The organism is Pseudomonadota bacterium (assembly GCA_039193195.1).
GTDB lineage: Bacteria > Pseudomonadota > Gammaproteobacteria > Steroidobacterales > JBCBZW01 > JBCBZW01.
Genome location: JBCCWS010000054.1, coordinates 20,198 through 37,580 on the forward strand (window position 1 = coordinate 20,198; position 17,383 = coordinate 37,580).

General features: G+C 65.0%; 18 protein-coding genes. 7 read left to right on the plus strand and 11 right to left on the minus strand.

The window, feature by feature from the left end; translation table 11 throughout:
• Positions 1–2 precede the first annotated feature (2 nt).
• The 4 genes from AAGA68_24265 to AAGA68_24280 all read right to left on the minus strand — a co-directional run bounded on the left by AAGA68_24265 (position 3) and on the right by AAGA68_24280 (position 3,095).
• Positions 3–566: a DUF4287 domain-containing protein gene (locus AAGA68_24265; protein MEM9388188.1), complete on the minus strand. Its 564-nt coding sequence runs from the start codon at positions 564–566 to the stop codon at positions 3–5.
• A 14-nt stretch (positions 567–580) separates the two neighbouring features.
• Positions 581–1,156, minus strand: a complete 576-nt coding sequence (locus AAGA68_24270) for an SRPBCC domain-containing protein (protein ID MEM9388189.1) — start codon at positions 1,154–1,156, stop codon at positions 581–583.
• Between the two features lie 5 nt (positions 1,157–1,161).
• Positions 1,162–1,515: a metalloregulator ArsR/SmtB family transcription factor gene (locus tag AAGA68_24275; GenBank protein MEM9388190.1), complete on the minus strand. Its 354-nt coding sequence runs from the start codon at positions 1,513–1,515 to the stop codon at positions 1,162–1,164.
• A 176-nt stretch (positions 1,516–1,691) separates the two neighbouring features.
• Positions 1,692–3,095, minus strand: coding sequence for a hypothetical protein (locus AAGA68_24280; GenBank protein MEM9388191.1), 1,404 nt, complete (start codon positions 3,093–3,095; stop codon positions 1,692–1,694).
• Positions 3,096–3,403: 308 nt separating this feature from the next.
• On the opposite strand from AAGA68_24280, the gene AAGA68_24285 reads away from it, so the two are divergent.
• From AAGA68_24285 to AAGA68_24295, 3 genes are all read left to right on the plus strand, one after another.
• A complete protein-coding gene (locus tag AAGA68_24285; protein ID MEM9388192.1) occupies positions 3,404–4,078 on the plus strand; it encodes a glutathione S-transferase family protein in 675 nt (224 codons plus the stop codon).
• A gap of 86 nt (positions 4,079–4,164) precedes the next feature.
• Complete coding sequence (locus AAGA68_24290) at positions 4,165–5,955, plus strand: amidohydrolase (protein ID MEM9388193.1); 1,791 nt, start codon at positions 4,165–4,167, stop codon at positions 5,953–5,955.
• A gap of 71 nt (positions 5,956–6,026) precedes the next feature.
• Positions 6,027–6,608 carry a DUF2878 domain-containing protein gene (locus AAGA68_24295; protein MEM9388194.1) on the plus strand — a complete coding sequence of 194 codons (582 nt, stop codon included), beginning with the start codon at positions 6,027–6,029 and terminating at the stop codon, positions 6,606–6,608.
• Positions 6,609–6,613: 5 nt separating this feature from the next.
• Here the strand turns inward: AAGA68_24295 and AAGA68_24300 are convergent, their stop codons facing one another.
• The gene (locus tag AAGA68_24300) at positions 6,614–8,455 is read right to left on the minus strand and encodes a CocE/NonD family hydrolase (GenBank protein MEM9388195.1); all 1,842 of its coding nucleotides are present in this window, start codon (positions 8,453–8,455) and stop codon (positions 6,614–6,616) included.
• A 157-nt stretch (positions 8,456–8,612) separates the two neighbouring features.
• Between AAGA68_24300 and AAGA68_24305 the strand changes: the two genes are divergently transcribed.
• Positions 8,613–9,863 (plus strand): Xaa-Pro peptidase family protein, encoded by a 1,251-nt coding sequence (locus AAGA68_24305; protein ID MEM9388196.1) that lies wholly within the window; start codon positions 8,613–8,615, stop codon positions 9,861–9,863.
• Between the two features lie 67 nt (positions 9,864–9,930).
• Positions 9,931–10,473, plus strand: coding sequence for a hypothetical protein (locus tag AAGA68_24310; GenBank protein MEM9388197.1), 543 nt, complete (start codon positions 9,931–9,933; stop codon positions 10,471–10,473).
• Positions 10,474–10,524: 51 nt separating this feature from the next.
• Here AAGA68_24310 and AAGA68_24315 read toward each other — a convergent pair whose 3' ends face one another.
• Complete coding sequence (locus AAGA68_24315; protein MEM9388198.1) at positions 10,525–10,749, minus strand: hypothetical protein; 225 nt, start codon at positions 10,747–10,749, stop codon at positions 10,525–10,527.
• Between the two features lie 483 nt (positions 10,750–11,232).
• Here AAGA68_24315 and AAGA68_24320 point away from each other — a divergent pair, with 483 nt between their 5' ends.
• A complete protein-coding gene (locus AAGA68_24320; GenBank protein ID MEM9388199.1) occupies positions 11,233–12,216 on the plus strand; it encodes an L-threonylcarbamoyladenylate synthase in 984 nt (327 codons plus the stop codon).
• Here the strand turns inward: AAGA68_24320 and AAGA68_24325 are convergent.
• The 3 genes from AAGA68_24325 to AAGA68_24335 form a co-directional block, all read right to left on the minus strand.
• Positions 12,206–13,249: an alkane 1-monooxygenase gene (locus tag AAGA68_24325; protein MEM9388200.1), complete on the minus strand. Its 1,044-nt coding sequence runs from the start codon at positions 13,247–13,249 to the stop codon at positions 12,206–12,208. The genes AAGA68_24320 and AAGA68_24325 overlap by 11 nt on opposite strands.
• 182 nt (positions 13,250–13,431) lie before the next feature.
• Positions 13,432–13,848 carry a DUF4149 domain-containing protein gene (locus AAGA68_24330; protein MEM9388201.1) on the minus strand — a complete coding sequence of 139 codons (417 nt, stop codon included), beginning with the start codon at positions 13,846–13,848 and terminating at the stop codon, positions 13,432–13,434.
• Positions 13,849–14,017: 169 nt separating this feature from the next.
• Positions 14,018–14,263: a hypothetical protein gene (locus tag AAGA68_24335; GenBank protein MEM9388202.1), complete on the minus strand. Its 246-nt coding sequence runs from the start codon at positions 14,261–14,263 to the stop codon at positions 14,018–14,020.
• 404 nt (positions 14,264–14,667) lie between these two features.
• Between AAGA68_24335 and AAGA68_24340 the strand changes: the two genes are divergently transcribed.
• The gene (locus AAGA68_24340; GenBank protein ID MEM9388203.1) at positions 14,668–14,997 is read left to right on the plus strand and encodes a hypothetical protein; all 330 of its coding nucleotides are present in this window, start codon (positions 14,668–14,670) and stop codon (positions 14,995–14,997) included.
• A gap of 64 nt (positions 14,998–15,061) precedes the next feature.
• Here AAGA68_24340 and AAGA68_24345 read toward each other — a convergent pair whose 3' ends face one another.
• Complete coding sequence (locus AAGA68_24345) at positions 15,062–16,837, minus strand: S41 family peptidase (GenBank protein MEM9388204.1); 1,776 nt, start codon at positions 16,835–16,837, stop codon at positions 15,062–15,064.
• Positions 16,834–17,196, minus strand: a complete 363-nt coding sequence (locus AAGA68_24350) for a hypothetical protein (protein ID MEM9388205.1) — start codon at positions 17,194–17,196, stop codon at positions 16,834–16,836. The genes AAGA68_24345 and AAGA68_24350 overlap by 4 nt, the downstream gene beginning before the upstream one ends.
• Positions 17,197–17,383: the final 187 nt, after the last annotated feature.

Genomic DNA, 17,383 nt, shown 5'->3' on the forward strand with positions numbered 1-17,383 from the left:
CCCTAGCCTGCCCGTTCGTAAGCGTCACGCAACCAGCCGATCAGCATCCTATCCACCTCATCCGCACTGGCGAGCCGGACGCGATGGCTCACCATTGCACTGAAGCTCCCCGAAGCCTCCAGGCGCGCTGCCGCCTCAACCCCTGGCAGCTGCAAGCCGACGTCCACGCGGGTCTTCGTCGATGGCTGCACTAAGGCGAACTGCTTGGCCCTACGTAAGCTGACCGACGCCTTCTTCGGCGCGATCTCCACGTCACTGCCAAACTCGCCAACGGCCGCAAGAATCGTATCGAGGATCGGCCTCAAGGCGGCTTTGGCTCCCGCGTACTGCGCGTCCAAGAGGTCGTCTTCGCCCCGCGAGGTAGGTGCGGCCAGGACCTGGTGAGCGATGAGGTTAGCGAATCCGTGCGTCACGCCATGCTCGGACTTTAGGAACTTCACGATTTGCCCGTGCTTGGTCAAGTGCTGGGCCCTGATCAGGGTCAACCACGCCCCTAGGGGCTTACCCGTTTTGTCCGGCAAGTTGGCGAGCATCGTCTCGCGCTGCTGCTCCGGTGATGGACTCATTTGCTGCGCCTCCCTTAGAGCTTCTCGATACGCTCGAAGGACCAGTGCTCGCTGCGGCAGGCGCGCGGCGTCAGCGGTCGCAGCAAGCCGATAAGCGCCAGGATCATCCGCGTGCTGAAAGGTGCCTTGCCCGTCTCCGCCATGCCCTTGAGCGTATTGACGATGAGTGTGCCCCCCTGGTTCATACTCTTCTCCGTCTTGCTACCCGCGGGCACGTTAGTTTGGGTCAGGGTGAACTCCGTACTCCCCCCAACGTCACGAAGTTCATAGGTGACCGTAGCAGGCTGGTCGCTGAACTGGGTAAAGATCAGCGTGTGGGAGTAGCGGTAGGGTGGCTCGAAGGCTAGCACCTTGCCCACGACGGCCGTGTACTTGTCGTCGGGGGAGCGCATCGCCATCGGTGTGCCGATCTGCAGGCGACCGGTGGGCGTACGGCAAACGGATCCGAAGAAAAACGGTAGCACCTCGTCGGTCCGCACCAAGGTGTCCCAGACCCGCTCGATCGGGGCCTCGATGTGCACTCGAAAGATCGCTTTCTCAGCCACGGGTGCGGCGGGGACATCGTGCTGCATGGTTGTCGCTCCTGACATCAGTTCTACTCCTCTTCCTCTCCGGTGGCTGCCTGTGGCTGCTCAGCCGCGTACTTGATCGCCATCAGTCGGCTCGCCCAGTGACCGGAGAAGTCGTTTAGCCAGCGATCGTTGATCATCTGAATGGGGGCGGCGTTCAGGTACAGCCGTCGGCTGCGCCCAGCCCTCTCGCTGATCACCAGCCCTGCCCGTTCCAACACGGCGAGGTGATTCATGATCGCGATCCGGCTGACGTCGAAAGACCTCGCCAACTCGCCGACCGCTAGGCCCGGTTGATCCCGCACCAAGTCCAAGATGCGGCGTCGGGTCTGGTGTGCCAACGCATGGAACACATCGTCCATACCTTCAGAAGTAATCATGTAATTACATTATTACTTATTGGGGCGACATGCAAGTCGGCTTTGCCCCTAAGCGCAGGGTGAGCCTCGGGAATGGCTGTCGAGCAGGTCCTAGGCCGCCGCTTACAGAGCGTCAGCGCGAGCGTGCCCGGGCGCTCCGCCGGGCGCAGACCCGATTGCCGACCGCCCGGAGGGAATCAGAGCAGATGCCACTGGTCGCGGCCCGCAACCACGCGCAGCACAGATCCCTCGGCCGAGGGGGGACTCAGCAGTCGCTCGCTCATGCCGTCGATGGGCGTGTTGGCGGTGCTGCTCACGCGCACCACGTTAGGACTCTCATCCACGCGCTTCAGCGTGTAGCGGCGACCGGCCTTGAAGCGCGTCCACGGCAGAGTGATCGCAACGTCACGGCTGCTCGCGTCGATCAAGATGAGACCGGTCTGATCCTCATCCAACGTTAGCGAGTCGATCACAGGACCGGTTACGCCGAGCTCGCCGTCGCCTCCGAAGACATCCCCCGGACCCTTGTTGCCGCGGCTTCCAATTAGCTCGATTTTGCCACCCCAGCCCAGGGACGGCTGGGCGTCCGTGCCGTACCAGGTGAAGATCCCTGTTGGCCCAGCGTCGCCGGCTTCGGTCTGACAGCGACACGCCTCGAGGCGCATCCAACCGTTCTCGGCACGAACGGCATTCACGCGCTCGACCCCGGTGTAGTCCGCGCTGCGCGCGTAGATGTCCAACCCGCGCAGCTGAACTCGCAGGTTGCTCTGCGTATTCGATTCGGGGATCAGGGCGCCGATGACGTCTTGGCCGGGATCGCCCAAGTTCTGATCGTAGTAGTACCCCGTGCCCAAGCGCCCGCCATACCAATCCAAGCGACTACCTCCTACCACTTCGAGGCCGATATGGGGAACCCCCGTCGATCCGGGGGCCAGGTAGCAATCCACCCCATGGAAGCGGTAATTGCCGGAGCTCACATAGATGCCGCAGCTCTCCGTGCGGATCTTCACATCGTACAGGGTGAGGTTGTGGGTGCCGACGTAAAACCCTATGGCGTAGCGCGGTCCGGCAGCACCGCTGATCTGCGTTACGTCGATCTCCAGATCCTGCAGCACCGCCTCGGTCACCGGCCCGGTGCGTTCAATGGCGGCGGCCTGCGCGCCGCCGTCGCTTCCTCGGTAGCGCACTCGTAGGGACTGCAGCGAGCTGTCCGCGCTGATGCGGATCGGACTGCCCGCCGAGGTGTCGACCGTACTCACTGCCCTTCCAGCCCCGAGGACGGTCACCCCCGGTCTCAAGGTAAAAGGTGAGAACTCGCCCGGCTCGAGGCGCACGACGACTGGCAGCTCGGGGCTGACGTCGGGCCAGGCGTCGATGGCACTCTGCACGTCGGTAAATTCCGCCGAGGCGCTGGTCCCGACGAGCGACTGCCGCGCGGCTGGCGAGGCCGGTGGGTCGTCCGCTGGCACGTCGGCAATCGGGGCGGGCGGGGCCGTGGCGCCACTGCCATCGCCTTGGGCTGATGCTGAGGAGCACCCACCCACCACGGCCGCGCCGCACAGCGCTAATCCGGCCTTCAACACGTCCCGTCTTGGCTTCACTGCGAATTCCCTATCGACTGCTGCAAGCGCCCCAGTGTAGCCAGCCACGAATTGCGAGCGGGCCTGCCCGAGCTACCGCTCGCAGCACTGATATGCCCGCTCGGCCTTGCGTGCCCCTGTCGCGCTGTAGCCGGCAGGCGGCGCCGCCGCGGGTCCGATAGTGAGGACGCTATAGTGACCGGCATCACGCGGCGCCGTCCGCGCCCAGCCTACGCGCATCCGCCTGCTCCGGCGATCGCGTAATTTGCGGGACCCAACCCATCTTCCCGCTGCCACGCCCGCCAACAACGAACCCAAGGAGACCGCACTTGCTCACCCTGCATCATCTTGAGTACTCACAGTCATTCCGCATCCTCTGGCTATTGGAGGCGCTCGCCATTCCATACGCGCTTGAGACCTACGAACGTGACCCGGACACGAAGCTCGCTCCAGCCGCCTACAAGGCCCTCTCTCCCCTGGGAACAGCGCCGGTCATCACCGACGGTGACTTCGCGCTCGCCGAAACCAACGCCATCGTCGACTACCTCCTCGACCGCCACCCCAACCCCCAGTTGCGCCCACCCGCCGACGCACCCCATCGGGCTCGGTTCCTGTTCTGGTTCCACGTAGGCCAGGGCTCGCTCACGCCCCTGTTGATGATGGAGACGCTGTTCACCATCATCAAACAGCGAGTACCTTTCTTCATGAAGCCGTTCGTCAGCATCGCCCTGGGGCGAGCAGGTGATGGTTTCATCAAGCCGCGCCTAAATGCTTTGCTGACCAAAGCGGAAGCAGATCTAGCGCAGGCCCCGTGGTTCGGCGGCGATGCCCTGAGCGTCGCGGACATCGTCCTGAGCTACTCGATCGAGTCCGCCAGCCTGAAGGGCTTCATCAGCGATGAGCATCCGCACTGCCGCGAGTGGTTGCAGCGGGTGTACGAGGACCCCGCCTTTCAGGCCGCCAAGGCGAAGGACGGTCGCGAGCAGATGGTACTCGCCCATTGAACTGCCCCTCGGCGAGAGCCGCTGCCACGCGCGAGGGGCATGGCCCTATACTGGCTGCACCGATGGACCGCGGCGGATTACCCCTAATGCGTATCGCTTGCATGCTGCTCACCTCCTCGCTGCTGTGCCTGGGCGCCTGCGGGCGCTCAGGCACAGCAACTGCCGAGGTTGCGGCTGATCTGATTCTCTACAACGCCAGCGTGTACACGCTGGCCTGGGATGATCCGAGTGGTGATGGCACGCCGGCGCAAGGCGCGCCCTACGAGGGCAACGCGTGGCACCCCGACGCACGGGCCGTGGCGATACGCGGGGACCGCATCGCCTACGTAGGAGGCAACGCAAAGGCCCTAGCCCTCGCCGGTGAGCACACCCAACGAATCGATTTACGCGGCGCCACCCTGCTCCCAGGTTTGGTCGACTCGCATACGCACGTCTTCAATCTCGGCGCCGCCCTCAGCCGCGTCAACCTGCGCGATGTGGCGTCGGAGGTGGAGGCTGTCACACTCATCGCCGAGCGTGCGGCCGACGTACCCGTCGGGCAGTGGATCGTCGGCCAAGGCTGGGACGAAGGCGCGTGGGCAGACCGTTACCCCAACAAACGCCTGCTGAGCGAGGCTGTTCCCAACCATCCGGTCTTCATGCGCAGCCTGCACAGCTTCGCCGGTTGGGTGAACCAGGCAGCCCTCGATCGTTTGGGAATCACAGGGAATACGGAAGTTCCGAGTGGCGGCGAGATGCACCTGGGCGAGGACGGTGAGCCGACCGGCTTGTTCCTGAACCGAGCTGTGCCCCTGGTCGAGGATGCGATTCCGCCTGCCAGTCGCACCGAACGTACCCGTCAGGTCATGAACGCCCTGTGCCAGATGACCGTCGACGGCTACGTCACCGTGCACGATGCGGGAATCAGCGCCGAAGAACTGGCGATCCTCGAGGAACTCGAGGCGCAGGGGCGACTGCCCCTTCGCGTCTACGCCATGCTCTCAGCACGCGAGGAAGCCCTGAGCCGCGAATGGCTTGGGCGAGGGCCGCAAACGCACAGCACTCCAGAACAGCGCCTCGTGGTGCGCTCGATCAAGGCCTTTTACGACGGCGCCTTGGGCTCTCGCGGGGCGCGCTTGCTCGCGGACTACGCTGACCGGCCCGGTCATCGCGGCGTTAGCGGCCGCGAGTACGGATTCGACCAGGCACTCGTCGCCGAGCTGATGCGCGCGGGTTTCCAAGTGGGCGTTCACGCCATCGGCGATGCGGGCAATCGCGAGACCCTGAATTTCTTTGAACGCGTCATCAGCTCATCGCCGGTGGCAGCGCAGGGGCGCCATCGCATCGAGCATGCGCAGGTCCTGCACCCCCAGGATTTGCCACGTTTGGCTACCCTGGGCGTCATCGCGTCGATGGAGCCTCCGCATGCCGTGGAAGACAAAACGTGGGCGGAAGCGCGCCTAGGCCCTCGGCGTATTCGCGGCGCCTACGCATGGCGGTCTCTGCGCGCGAGCGGTGCGCACCTCGTGTTCAATGCTGACAACCCCGGGTCTGACCACAACATCTTCTACGGCCTGCACGCGGCGGTCACCCGCCGCGACAAGGCTCGCAAGCCCCCGGGAGGCTGGTATCCGGAGCAGCGCCTGACCATGGACGAAACCCTTCGCGCCTACTCCCGGTGGGCGGCCTACGCCAGCTTCCGGGAGGACGATACCGGCCTTTTGGCCATCGGCCGTTGGGCCGACCTCACGGCGCTCACCATCGACCCCTTCCAGGTAGCGGATACGGACCCCGGCGGCTTGCTGCGAGGCGAGGTCCGGCTCACGGTCGTGGGCGGCGAGGTGGCCTACGATTCCATGTCGCCAGCGTCGAGGGTTTGTGCCGCCAACGCACGCTGAAGGCCAAGGACGGTTGGCGCGCCCTTGCCAGGCCCTTCATCCAGCCGGCACCCGGCGTCGAACTCTCCCGTATGAATCAGCCAACCGTCACCATCTCATCCTCGCCCACAGGCGCCTATCGAACCGTGGCCTTGGTCGTCGAGTTCGTCGCGTTCAAGGCCGTGTGGCTGGCATGCGTGCTCGGCGCCGCGCGCGGTCAACCATGGCTCGGACCGGCGGCCTTCGCTGTCAGCGCGCTAGCGCACGTCTTGCTCGTGCGCCCGCCCGCTCGCGTGTGGTGGTTAGTGCTGGGGCTGAGCATCGGTGGCTTCCTCATCGACAGCGCCTTCGCCGCCCGTGAGCTGCTTCGCTACGCCGCCGCGGTGCCACTCGAGGGCATGGCGCCAATCTGGATCGTGACCATGTGGGCGAATTTCGCCCTGCTGTTCGGTAGCGCCCTAGGTTGGCTGCACCATCGCTACGCCCTCGCCGCCGCCATGGGCGCCTTTGGTGGGCCAGCGGCCTATCTCGCCGGACGCGGTCTCGGCGGTGTCACCTTCACGGCGGATCTAGCCGTGATCGTCGCCGCCCTCGCCATCGTGTGGGCCATCGCCGTGCCCCTTTGCGGGGTGACGATGCGGCGACTCGCCGGTGCGACGGCGGTAAGTACCTAACGCGATCAATCGTCCTGCGCCACGGGTGGCGCCCATGCGGCGAGGGGCACCTCAAGGCGACTCGGGTACTGAGCATCGTGGTGCAGCTGGATTGTAGCCACGCGCGCATCTTGCGCCGTCTCGAAGCCGAGGCGACCGCCGGTGTTGAAGTTCTTCTGCATGGTCGGGTCGTTCAAAGGACCGACGGTCAGTCGAATTTGCGCCCCCTCAGGCAGCTCCCGGGCCTGCCAAAAGAAGCGCTCGAACACGTAGGGTTCGATAGCGCCGGGAGTGACGAGCTTGGGCGCGCCGGTACGAAAGCGCGCGCGTACCGTGTCCGTCCCCAACAAACGCACGGTGGAGTCTGGCAAAACGGCCCACACTCGGGCCACGAGATCGGCGTCCGGCGTATCCATGGCGAGGTAAAGGGTGAGTCGGAGCTGTCCGGCGACTCGCATGGGTGCGGCCAAGCGTGGTGAGTGGAAGGTCAAGGTCTGCTCTAGGTAGCCGGGGGAAGGGTCGTCGATCTCGCCGCCGGCGATGAGATCGAACTGATGCGTCTGGGTGATCTCCAGGGCCGACACGTCGAGCGGATCACTCTTGATCGTGTGCACGGCGGAGGCCTCCGCCGGCCCATCGACGAGCTGCCCCGAACGAAACCCCTCGTACGCTTCAAAGGCCTCGGCCTCGAGGTAGAAGGTACGCGTACGCTCGCTCACCGCGTCGAGGGAACTGGCGTACACCCAGCGATTGGCGCCCGTGAGGTAGTAGGCCACGCGATCTTTAAGAAAGTCCGGTTTGCTGCCACGCCCGAAACGCCAGTCGAACCAGTCGAGATTGAATTGATCCATGTCGAACACGCTGTTCTCGCCGAACGCTACTACCTCGCTCGAGCCAAGCTCGGCCGTGGGCCGGCGCGTATCCCCGTGATCCCAGGGACCGATCACTAGGAAGTGCTCAGCGGCGGCGGCGGGCGATGCGCTGGCCACGTGTTCGCGGTAGTAGCGCAGCGCCCCAGGCTGATCGCCGTCGTAGTGGCCGGTGATCGTGAGCACGGGGAGTTCCATCTTCGCGTACTGCGCCTCAGTCGGCGTGAGATGGGCAAAGTCCGGTAAAGCGCTCAAGCCCTCCACCCATTGTTGGAACTGCGTTGAGGGCGCCCCGACGAAACGGTCTAACTGAGCAAAGGGCAGGTAGCGCCGGTGCGCGTCGGCAAACTTGCGCTCCCAGTACTCGTCGTCGCTGAACAGCTGCGTATTCCCCGTGCGGCCGTGCGTCAGGGCCAGCCAACGGGTGAGATAGGCGTAGGTACCGTGCGGTCCAACCCGGGGGAAGTCCTCACCCGGGTAAGCGGAGGCCGTCGGGATGAGCGTGACCAATGCATCCGGGCAATGGCGTGCCGTCATCCACTGGGTCATGCCTCGGTAGGATCCGCCGCGCATAGCGATGCGACCGTCGGACCAGGGTTGGCGCCGTATCCAGTCGATCACTGCACAGGCATCAGGTCCAACGTCCGTGAACACCTGGGGAACGCCGTCCGAATCCCCGCGACCACGACGATCGAGGCTGACCATCGCGTAGCCCCGATCGGCGTAGTGGCGTGCGCGACCGTGTGCCTCATCGGAGATGTAGGGGGTGACCACCAGAACAGCCGGCACCTTTCCGGTCGCCGCGGGTTTCCAGACCGTCGCCGAGAGGGAGAGACCGTCCGGGGCACTCACGCGTTGGTGGAGCAGGACGTCTACGGGCACGTGCTCGATGTCGCCATCCTCGGCCGCAAGCTCCGTCGCGGCAAAGGCCGCCACCACGGCGATCACGAACCGTGCGATTGCGCACACCCGCTGGCCTCGCCTGCTGGAAACCCCCATGACCGCCCTCCCTTGCCGACCCACCGGCCCGATACGTTCGCGCAGTCTGCGCGGCGGATGTCCTGAGAACAAGCGACCCCATCGACGGCATCGTGCTAGCACTTGGCGAGGACTCGTCTATCCTTGAGATACTGCCGCCAGCACACGCGAGGACCGAATGAACAAACGCGACTTTCTCAAACTCTCCGCCGCCACGGGCCTAGGGTTTGCGGCGACCCGCAGGATTGGCGCGGCGCCCGCGAGCGCTGATGGCCTGAGCGACATGACTGCGCGGGCCCAGCCCATCTCGCCTTCGGAACACCTCGAACGCATCGCCAAAGCCCAGGCGCTGATGGAGCGGCACGAGCTAGACGCGATCTTGCTCGAAGCCGGGTCCGCGCTGGTGTACTTCACGGGCGTTCGCTGGTGGCGCTCGGAGCGCTTTACCGGCGCGGTAATCCCTCGCGAGGGAACACCCACGATCATCACGCCCTACTTCGAGGAGCCGTCGGTACAAGAGAGCGTCGAGATCGACGTCGACGTGCGCACCTGGCATGAGAACGAGAACCCCTTCGAGCGCGTACGCGAGGTGCTCGCCGATCGTGGCGTAAAACAAGGGCATATAGGCATCGAGGAGAGCGTACGCTACTTCATCGCCGACGGCGTTCGCCAGGCAGCGCCACGCATCGCGCAACGCTCGGCCAATCCCGTCACACGGGGCTGTCGCATGTACAAGAGCGCCACCGAGATCGCCCTGATGCAACGAGCGACGGACGTCACAATGGCGGCGTACCGGCACATCTACCCGCGCGTAGAAGCGGGCATGAACTCCCGCGACATCTCCGAGATGATGAGCGAAGCCACCCGCGCCCTCGGCGGCACGCCGAAGTTCTCCTCGGCGCTGCTGAACGAGGCGAGTGCCTACCCGCACGGCACTCGCCAAGCGCAGACCGTGCGCGAGGGCAGCGTAATCCTCATGGACTGCGGCTGCGCCGTGCACGACTACGTGTCTGACGTGTCGCGCACCTGGGTCTTCGGCGAGCCGACGGCGAAGCAACGCAAGGTGTGGAACACGGCGAAGCGCGGGCAGGAGATCGCGCTGGAGACGGCCAAGGTGGGGCTGGCCGCCGGCAAGGTCGACGATGCGGTGCGCGCCTACTACACGGCCGAAGGCTTCGGTCCCGGCTACCAAACACCCGGACTCTCGCACCGCCTCGGCCACGGCATAGGGATCGACGGCCACGAGCCAGTCAACTTCGTGCAGGGCGAGCGCACGCCGCTAGCACCGGGCATGTGCTTCTCCAACGAGCCTGGAATCTACCTATTTGGCGAGTTCGGCGTGCGCCTGGAGGATTGCCTGCATATGGAGGACGACGGCCCTCGCCTGTTCTCAGGCCTGACGCCCTCGATCGACGCCCCCTTCGGTTGATCGCGAACCTTCGCGCACCGCGCGGGTCAGTGAAGAGACACTGACTGACAATTTGGGGGGATCGATTATGCGTTTCAGTGCTCTTGCAGTGGCCTGCCTGACCGTGTGCGTGGCGACCGGTGGCGTGGCCTACGGCGCCGCGGCAACCCCGTGCATGGAAGGCGCCAAAGCCCAGTTCGGCCGCTACGTCGGCGATTGGAAGATCACCGACGAACGCCTGAGCCAAGACGGCAGCGAGTGGCAGGCGAGCGCTGGCGCGCGCTGGATCTTCGAGTGCATCGGCGATGGGGTGGCGGTGCAGGACTACTGGCAGCCCAACGGCGGCGGCTGGGGCACCAACCTTCGCACCTACAACGCCGAAACGGAACAGTGGGACATCGTGTGGGCGGCCACTAGCCTGCAAGGGCTGCAGCGCATCAGCGCCAAGCAGGCGGCGGACGGCAGCGTGGTCATGTCCGTCGACTACCCTACGCCCCCCCAGCCGCGACGCATCATCTTCTACCCGCCCGACGAGGGCGGCTGGCGCTGGGTGAGCCAATGGTCCTTTGACGAGGGCAAGACGTGGTTAGACGTCTACCGCATCCAAGCGACCCCCTGGACCGAGGATTAGATCGAACAGCAGGGGCGCCGCACGCCGTGGCGGCGGCGCTCCCCCTTCCACCTACGGCGCCGTACAACCTGCCTTGCCCTGGGGGTTCTCGCCGGGGTCGTCCTGAACGATCGGCAAACGCATAGCGAGCAGCGCCCTGTTCAGGTTGGAGTAGGCCGGATCGGTCATCCAGCCCGCGTTGTGAACGCGGCAGCGCTCGGCCGCCTTCTCCAGGTCTCGCAAGAAGACGCGAAAGGACTGGTGATCGACGGCCAGGCCAGCATGGGCGCACGCCATGCACCGGCCCGTGTACAGGCACGGCCGCCCGACGCCGCACACGCGAACTCAACGAGCGAGTCCCGCAGGCTCTGCGCCTGCCCCGCGTTCAAGTCACCAGCGAAGAAGTCGCCGATCCGTGGATCCTCGATCAGTATCGGCAAGGCCTCATCGATCCAGCACTCGATGGCCAATTCACCGCCCAAATCATCGTACAAAGATTGCGCGCAAACGCTGAGGGACAAGGCACCGCAGAAGATCGCACCTACCAGGGCGAAGAGTCGACGATGCAACATAAGACTGCTCCTGTGACCAGAGGGAATGCGGACAGGACGACACCTCTGTCGGTTGCACCGTCCCCTACCCCTGCTGCGCGCTCGGTCGCCAAGACGGCTCACCTCAGCCGTTCGTCAGCGGCTTGACCCCTCCACCGAGGCTTCGGACACTGCGGGTCGCTAGGGCGCTGCGCGCCCGCACTCATCCCATGCCGAGGGTTCATGCCCGTTGAGTTCTGCCCCGATCCACACCGCCAGCGACTCGGCGATCACCCTCGCGGCCGATGCTCTGCTCGACGGCGAGCTCGTCGCGATCCCCACCGAGACCGTGTACGGCGTCGCCTGCGACGGGACTAACGCGAATGCGATCGCTCGGCTCTACGCTGCAAAGGGCCGCCCGCACTTCAACCCGTTGATCGCCCACGTGGCCGAGCTCGCCAACGCCCAGCAAGAAGGGGTCTTCGATCGCCGCGCCCTCACCCTGGCGCAGCATTGCTGGCCAGGCCCCCTGACGCTCGTCTTGCCCGTGCAGCCAGCGGGCGGTGTTGCCGAGCTCGCACGCGCCGGCCTCGACAGCATCGCCCTTCGCATCCCTGCTCACCCCGTGGCGCAGGCCCTGTTGCGTGCCGTCGAGTGCCCCCTAGTCGCCCCCTCGGCCAACCGTTCCGGTCGCCTAAGCCCGACGCGAAGCTCGGATGTGGCAACGGAACTCGGCGACGCGCTGGCCCTGATACTCGACGGAGGTGAGGCAAGCGTTGGCCTTGAGTCGACCATAGTCGCGGCCCTACCCGACGCCCAGCTACGGATACTGCGCCCCGGCGCCTTCGATGGATCGACGCTCAGCGCCATTGCTGGCGAACCCGTGCTGAGCCCCTTGGGAGATGGAGCAGCGGTGATCGCTCCAGGGCAACTCAGCTCCCACTACGCGCCGAACGCGCTAGTGCGTTTGGAGGCCACGGAAGCACGCCAGGGTGAGAGGTTGCTAGCCTTCGGTCCGGCTGCACCGGCGGGTGCAGCCAACCTCTCACCTAGCGGGAACACGACCGAAGCCGCAGCCAAGCTCTACCGATTGCTACGCGACCTCGACGCCAGCGGCGTCGGGACGATCGCGGTGATGCCAATCCCAAACGAAGGACTCGGTGTTGCCATCAACGATCGACTGCGTCGGGCCGCAGCGCCGCGACCGGCCGCACCGGGCCTGCCTACGCGTTGAGGCGTGAAGAATCGCCGCCGCAGTGGGCCAATAGGCGTTGATCCATGATCCGGCGCCAGAGTGGAGGCACCAGAGCCACGAGGAGCATGGCGGTATAGCCGGCGGGCAAGGACGGCGCCTCCGGCTGGTGGCGCAGCGCCTGGTAGCTTCGTGACCAATGGGCATGGTGGTCGGAGTGGCGCTGTAGGTGGTAGAGCATCAGATTCGACATCACGTGGTTGCTGTTCCAAGAGTGACGCGGTTGCACCCGCTCCAAGCGCCCGTCGCCGTCGCGCTGGCGAAGGAGCCCGTAGTGCTCGATGTAATTCACGCCTTCCAGCAGGGAGAACCCGATCAGGGCCTGCGCAAGGAGTAGGGGCACCACAGCCGGACCAAGCCAGAGCGAGGTCAGCGTGTAGAGGGCGATCGTGAGTGCCAACCCCTGCAGGACATGGTTGCGCCAATGCCAGACACCACGATGGTGCCGACCGAGGCGTTTCTGCTCCAAGCACCACGCGGAGGCGAACCCGCCAAACACCGTTCGCAGCCAAAAGCCGTAGTAGGTCTCACCGTATCGCGCGCTGGCGGGATCTTCCGGCGTAGCGACGCGCACGTGATGCCCACGGTTGTGCTCGACATAGAAGTGGCCGTAGGCGGTTTGCATCAGGGCGATCTTCGCTAGCCATCCGCTCAGGGCACTCGGCTTGTGCCCAAGCTCATGAGCCACGTTGATGCCGCCGCCCCCAATCAACCCGAGGGAGAGGACAAGACCCAAGGCTTCAGGCCAAGCCAAGTCGCCATTCACGAACGTGTGGGCTCCCCAAGCGAAGCAGGCGTACTGCGCCGGCAGGTAGGCGATGAGGACAGCGCGGTAGAAGGGATCTCGCTCGAGCGACGGCACCAGCGCCTCGGGCGGGTTGTTGCGATCTTCCCCGAACCATGCATCGAGCAGGGGCACTAGGCAGTACGCGTAGATCGGAAGCAGGTACCAGAAGACGGTGAGTTCCGTGCGTTCAGCAAGCACGCCACCGAGCGGGGGCAACAAGGTGATCATCAGTCCGAGCGGCCACCACCAACGCTTGCGATCACGCCAGGCCTCGCCCTCTTGCGCTAATTCCACTGCCTCGCTCACCCGCGCACCTCAACTCAGTACTCGACGGCAAACCCAAGTGTAGCCCGAGTGCTCGAGGGTGTGGGGGCGCCTCGCCCGATCCGTGAGCTGCGGGACCTAGGCGACTAGCCGCCAGTGAGCGCAAGGCGGGCGACAGCCCAGGCGACGAAGATCAGCTGCGCCATGTTGATCACCACCGACACCCGGTGCCCACGCTGGAAGCGAGCGCCCGCCTGAGTATCCCCAGCCAGCTGGGCGTCGCGCGCCGCGTTGATCAACGGCACCAGGAGCTGGCGCACGAGCAGGGTGGATAGCGCCACCGTAAGCAGACCGAAGGCCACCGCCACCCGAGCATGGAAGCAGACCGCCGCGATTGCGGCACTCACGATCATGAAGAGGTAGTACCCGGGGAATAGCGCGCGCAGAAAGTTACCGGCGGACTCACCATCGAGCGCGCGAAACACGCGCGGTGCGACCACGGCCGGGAAGAACACCATGGCGCCAAACAGGGCGCCGAGGGCCCACCATCCGACAACTTGCATCACCTGGAAGGTCACTACGCGCCTCTACCTCGGCGAAACTCGAGCGGGCGAGGCTAGCACGAGGGCCATGGCGACAGCAGCGCCCTAGGCTGCCGGCTTCGCATCTCAAGAAAGGGAGGCCGGTGCAGCGCCGGGCAGGCCCGATCAAGGCCTGCCCCAAGGATGCCGCTCAGAGCGAGCGCGCCGCTTCTTCAAGGATGCGCTCTGTGCCCGCGGAGATGACGATGCGCTGGGGCCCTGCATCACGTACGGCGACGTAGTCGTTTATGGTCCAGGGGGCACCGATCTGCTGAGCCGGTGACAGGGACACGCGCTGGCTCTTCTGGCCCGGATCGATTGCGCCCGCCACATCATCGGCAAAGGCGTTACCGGCGAGGATCAAAGAGATGGCAGCGAAACGGATGGCGTTGGACATGGGCTTATCTCCTAAGTCATTTTGCTAGGTGGCGACTGAACTGCGTGGTTGCCACCGGGAATGTGTGAACCATCTTGGAGGAGGCCCTTTGAGAAGAGAAATCGATTATATCCATTCAGTCGATACTCCTGAGCTATCAAAGGGATGAAGCTTCGGAGAATCAGTTAGTTATCGACCAGTAGGGCGTGATCGCAGCAGAAAAGTCGGCGCATTGCCCCACGAAGCGACTCTAGAGGTCCTTTGATTCGGGCGGCGCGACCGGCCCTCATACGTCGAGCCTTCACCGCCCGCCGTAACTTATTGCAATGGCCATGCAACCGGTCGGTGCACCTACGCTGCGTCCTGTCACTTTGGTGAGAGCGGACGACAAGCCCTGCATCGTTGATTCAACAAGGAGACATCCAATGAAACGCATCCTGCCCCTGCTGGCTGCTGCTACTGCCACCGCCCTTGCACTGACGGCGCCCGCGTTGGCCGATGACTGGACTTCGGTACTGAAGAAGGCTGACGCCAACGACGACGGCATGATCGACAAGCTGGAGGTCATGAACTTCGCCGATCCACTCAGCGCACCTGGCTTCAAGCCGTTCTTCGCGGTTCACTTTGACGCGATCGACAAAAACGGTGACGGCATGCTCGAAATGGCAGAGGTGAAGCGTGCCATGAAGGCGATGAAGCTGAGCGACGCTCAGATCGCCTCGATGTTCAGTAAGCGCATCTACGACGGCCTCTGATTCGTCGCGAGGACTGAGACCCGCGGGTCCGCCGTCGACAAGGACGGCGTGCTCCGCCCGGCGCTCAGCGCTGCGGCGCCTCACCGACTTGGATAGAGGCCTGTGCGAGAGCGATGGCACGCGCCAACTGCGGATCAGCACCGGCGGCGTAGGCCAGGCCTCGATCCACCACGATGTCCGGAACGACGCCCTGCCCCTCCAGGGATTGCCCGTCCACCGTGACCGCAGCCACGGCTAAGTAGAGCAGTGAATCATCAAGCAACAGGAATGGCCGCCCGGCGGTGACTGCACCTGCTGTGCGCTCCCCTACCACGGGCACACCGTGAGCCTGCATCGTGTGCGCCAAGACTTCCTTGCCGCTGCGCGTACCACCATCGACCAGCAGCACCAGGGGCTTGACCCAATGATCGTTATAGGCGGTGGTTACCCCCGACCGAGCGCGCATGCTCAAGGTGGCCGTGCGCGCCAGGAAGTAGTCCGCGTAAGAGGGATCCGCCCCACCCCAGCCCCCACGCAGATCGAGCACTAGGGCTTGTGCCTCGGCAAATGGGGGCTGCCGTAGGAGGGAGCGCAGCGCATCGTGATACTCGACGCCGGCGTATGACCACATCCGCACGTGGGCGATGGGTACGCCTGGCGTGGGTTCGAGGACCTGCGCGCCTGCCCGCACCGCATCGAGGAACATCCGCGCAGGGCGTAAGCGCTCAACGCGCACGAGCACGGGAATCGCTCTGCCTTGCGGCGAACGTCGTACGCTCAAGGTGACCACTTGCCCGGCTTTGCCCCGGAAGGGCTCGATCTCATCGAAGGGGTCTCCATCCACGGTGAGCAGTTCATCGCCCACCAACAACAACTCGTCACCGGCAAGCTGCGCGGGGCGATAGAGACCGCTCACGAACACTCGCCCGTTCAGCCGACGCACGGCGATCGGTAACCCCTCGTAGCTGACCTCGCCGCCGTCCTGCGCGAAGTGCCGCGCACGCAAGGCTGGGAACTGGTCACCGAAGATGCCGAGTAGCTGAAACCACGCCGTATCCCGCGGCGTGTAGTGACTCGTGTGGGAGGTGGCGAGCCCAGCGAGCATCGCATTGATCGCCGCGCTCGCCTCAGTGCGGTCTGCATGGCTCGGCAGCGGCGCCAGGTACTCGGCGTAGGCCGTCTCCCACGGCTCGCCGCTCACAGCGTGTCCGTCGAGAAACTCAGCCTTAACCAGGTGCCAAGCCTGGGTCGCCGCCAAGGCGGACAGGCTAGGGATTGACGTGTGCTCGTCCGCGGGCGGCAGCGTCAGGCGCAGCACTGATGACTGTCCTTCGGATGCGGGGACCGTAACTATGTAGAGGTTGTCGTACTCTTCGTCTTCGATCGGCGGCACCGCACGCTCACCACCGAATGCATCCACCAGACTTGGCAAGGTATTGCTATGTCCCACCACGAGCACCGTGCCCCCTGCGTGATCTTCCAACACGCGTTCGGCGAGTGCTTCGCTATCGCGGGGGTCGTAAGCACTGATCGGCACCCCCGCACGCGCCGCCAGGGGCTCCGCGGTCTGGCGTGTTCGTTGAAACGGCGAGGCGTAAACGGCGTCGACGGATGCAGTGACCTCAGCGCGAGCGAGTAGGCTTGCGATCGCCTCAGCGCGAGCACGGCCTGCTGCGGTCAAGGGTGGGTCGTCTGCGGGCAAACGGCGCTTCTGCGCATGACGGACGAGGATCACCGTGGTCAGCGCAGGGGCGGAGGCCTCTCGCGGCGCACGTTGTACCGTCGAATCGCCACTGGCGAGGCCACTGGCGAGTAGGCACGCGATGGCCGCGGTGCGGCCCACCCGACTTACCCAGCTCAAGGCAACTCTCCACGGGAGAGCGACCTTCGTTGACCCGAGGAAGCGAACGCCTCGCCCCCTAACGCCCCACGATAGCTCCCGGGATCGGCTTGCGCGGCCGCCTGCACCTGCACGCCGATCACTGCGCGGGCGTCGATACGCCAGAAGATGAATTGGCCCTTCGCGCCGCGCAGGAACCAGGCGGGTGAAAAGAGGGCAGCCACCGCCCCCGCTGTCTGCCAAACGTGCAGAAAAGGGTGGAAGTTCTCGAGCACGGGATCCGAATCTCCGAAGTGCCTCACCGCGAGTGCGTCATCCAGGGTGACGTGAAAGACTACGTTCTCAAGCCTAGCAAACCGCCGCGGATAGGCGCTCGCCACCGCCACCACGTGCGCGGCCCCCCACCTTCGTTTCCCAAAGGGCGCCTCGCTAGTAGTGTGCGGAGTTTTTAGTTGGTTGTTGTTTTGTGAGGCGGGGGTTTTTGGCGGGGGGCGGGTTTTTTTATTTATGTACACACCTACTGCGGGGGGGGGTTTTGTAAAATTGTTTATATATGCCGGGCCCCCG

What these genes read in the sequence shown, in the direction of transcription:
- AAGA68_24265 (MEM9388188.1), bottom strand. Translation starts at nt 566, where the DNA reads ATGAGTCCATCACCGGAGCAGCAGCGCGAGACGATGCTCGCCAACTTG.
- AAGA68_24270 (MEM9388189.1), bottom strand. Translation starts at nt 1,156, where the DNA reads ATGTCAGGAGCGACAACCATGCAGCACGATGTCCCCGCCGCACCCGTG.
- AAGA68_24275 (MEM9388190.1), bottom strand. Translation starts at nt 1,515, where the DNA reads ATGATTACTTCTGAAGGTATGGACGATGTGTTCCATGCGTTGGCACAC.
- AAGA68_24290 (MEM9388193.1), top strand. Translation starts at nt 4,165, where the DNA reads ATGCGTATCGCTTGCATGCTGCTCACCTCCTCGCTGCTGTGCCTGGGC.
- AAGA68_24295 (MEM9388194.1), top strand. Translation starts at nt 6,027, where the DNA reads ATGAATCAGCCAACCGTCACCATCTCATCCTCGCCCACAGGCGCCTAT.
- AAGA68_24300 (MEM9388195.1), bottom strand. Translation starts at nt 8,455, where the DNA reads ATGGGGGTTTCCAGCAGGCGAGGCCAGCGGGTGTGCGCAATCGCACGG.
- AAGA68_24305 (MEM9388196.1), top strand. Translation starts at nt 8,613, where the DNA reads ATGAACAAACGCGACTTTCTCAAACTCTCCGCCGCCACGGGCCTAGGG.
- AAGA68_24310 (MEM9388197.1), top strand. Translation starts at nt 9,931, where the DNA reads ATGCGTTTCAGTGCTCTTGCAGTGGCCTGCCTGACCGTGTGCGTGGCG.
- AAGA68_24315 (MEM9388198.1), bottom strand. Translation starts at nt 10,749, where the DNA reads ATGGCGTGCGCCCATGCTGGCCTGGCCGTCGATCACCAGTCCTTTCGC.
- AAGA68_24325 (MEM9388200.1), bottom strand. Translation starts at nt 13,249, where the DNA reads ATGATCACCTTGTTGCCCCCGCTCGGTGGCGTGCTTGCTGAACGCACG.
- AAGA68_24330 (MEM9388201.1), bottom strand. Translation starts at nt 13,848, where the DNA reads ATGCAAGTTGTCGGATGGTGGGCCCTCGGCGCCCTGTTTGGCGCCATG.
- AAGA68_24335 (MEM9388202.1), bottom strand. Translation starts at nt 14,263, where the DNA reads ATGTCCAACGCCATCCGTTTCGCTGCCATCTCTTTGATCCTCGCCGGT.
- AAGA68_24340 (MEM9388203.1), top strand. Translation starts at nt 14,668, where the DNA reads ATGAAACGCATCCTGCCCCTGCTGGCTGCTGCTACTGCCACCGCCCTT.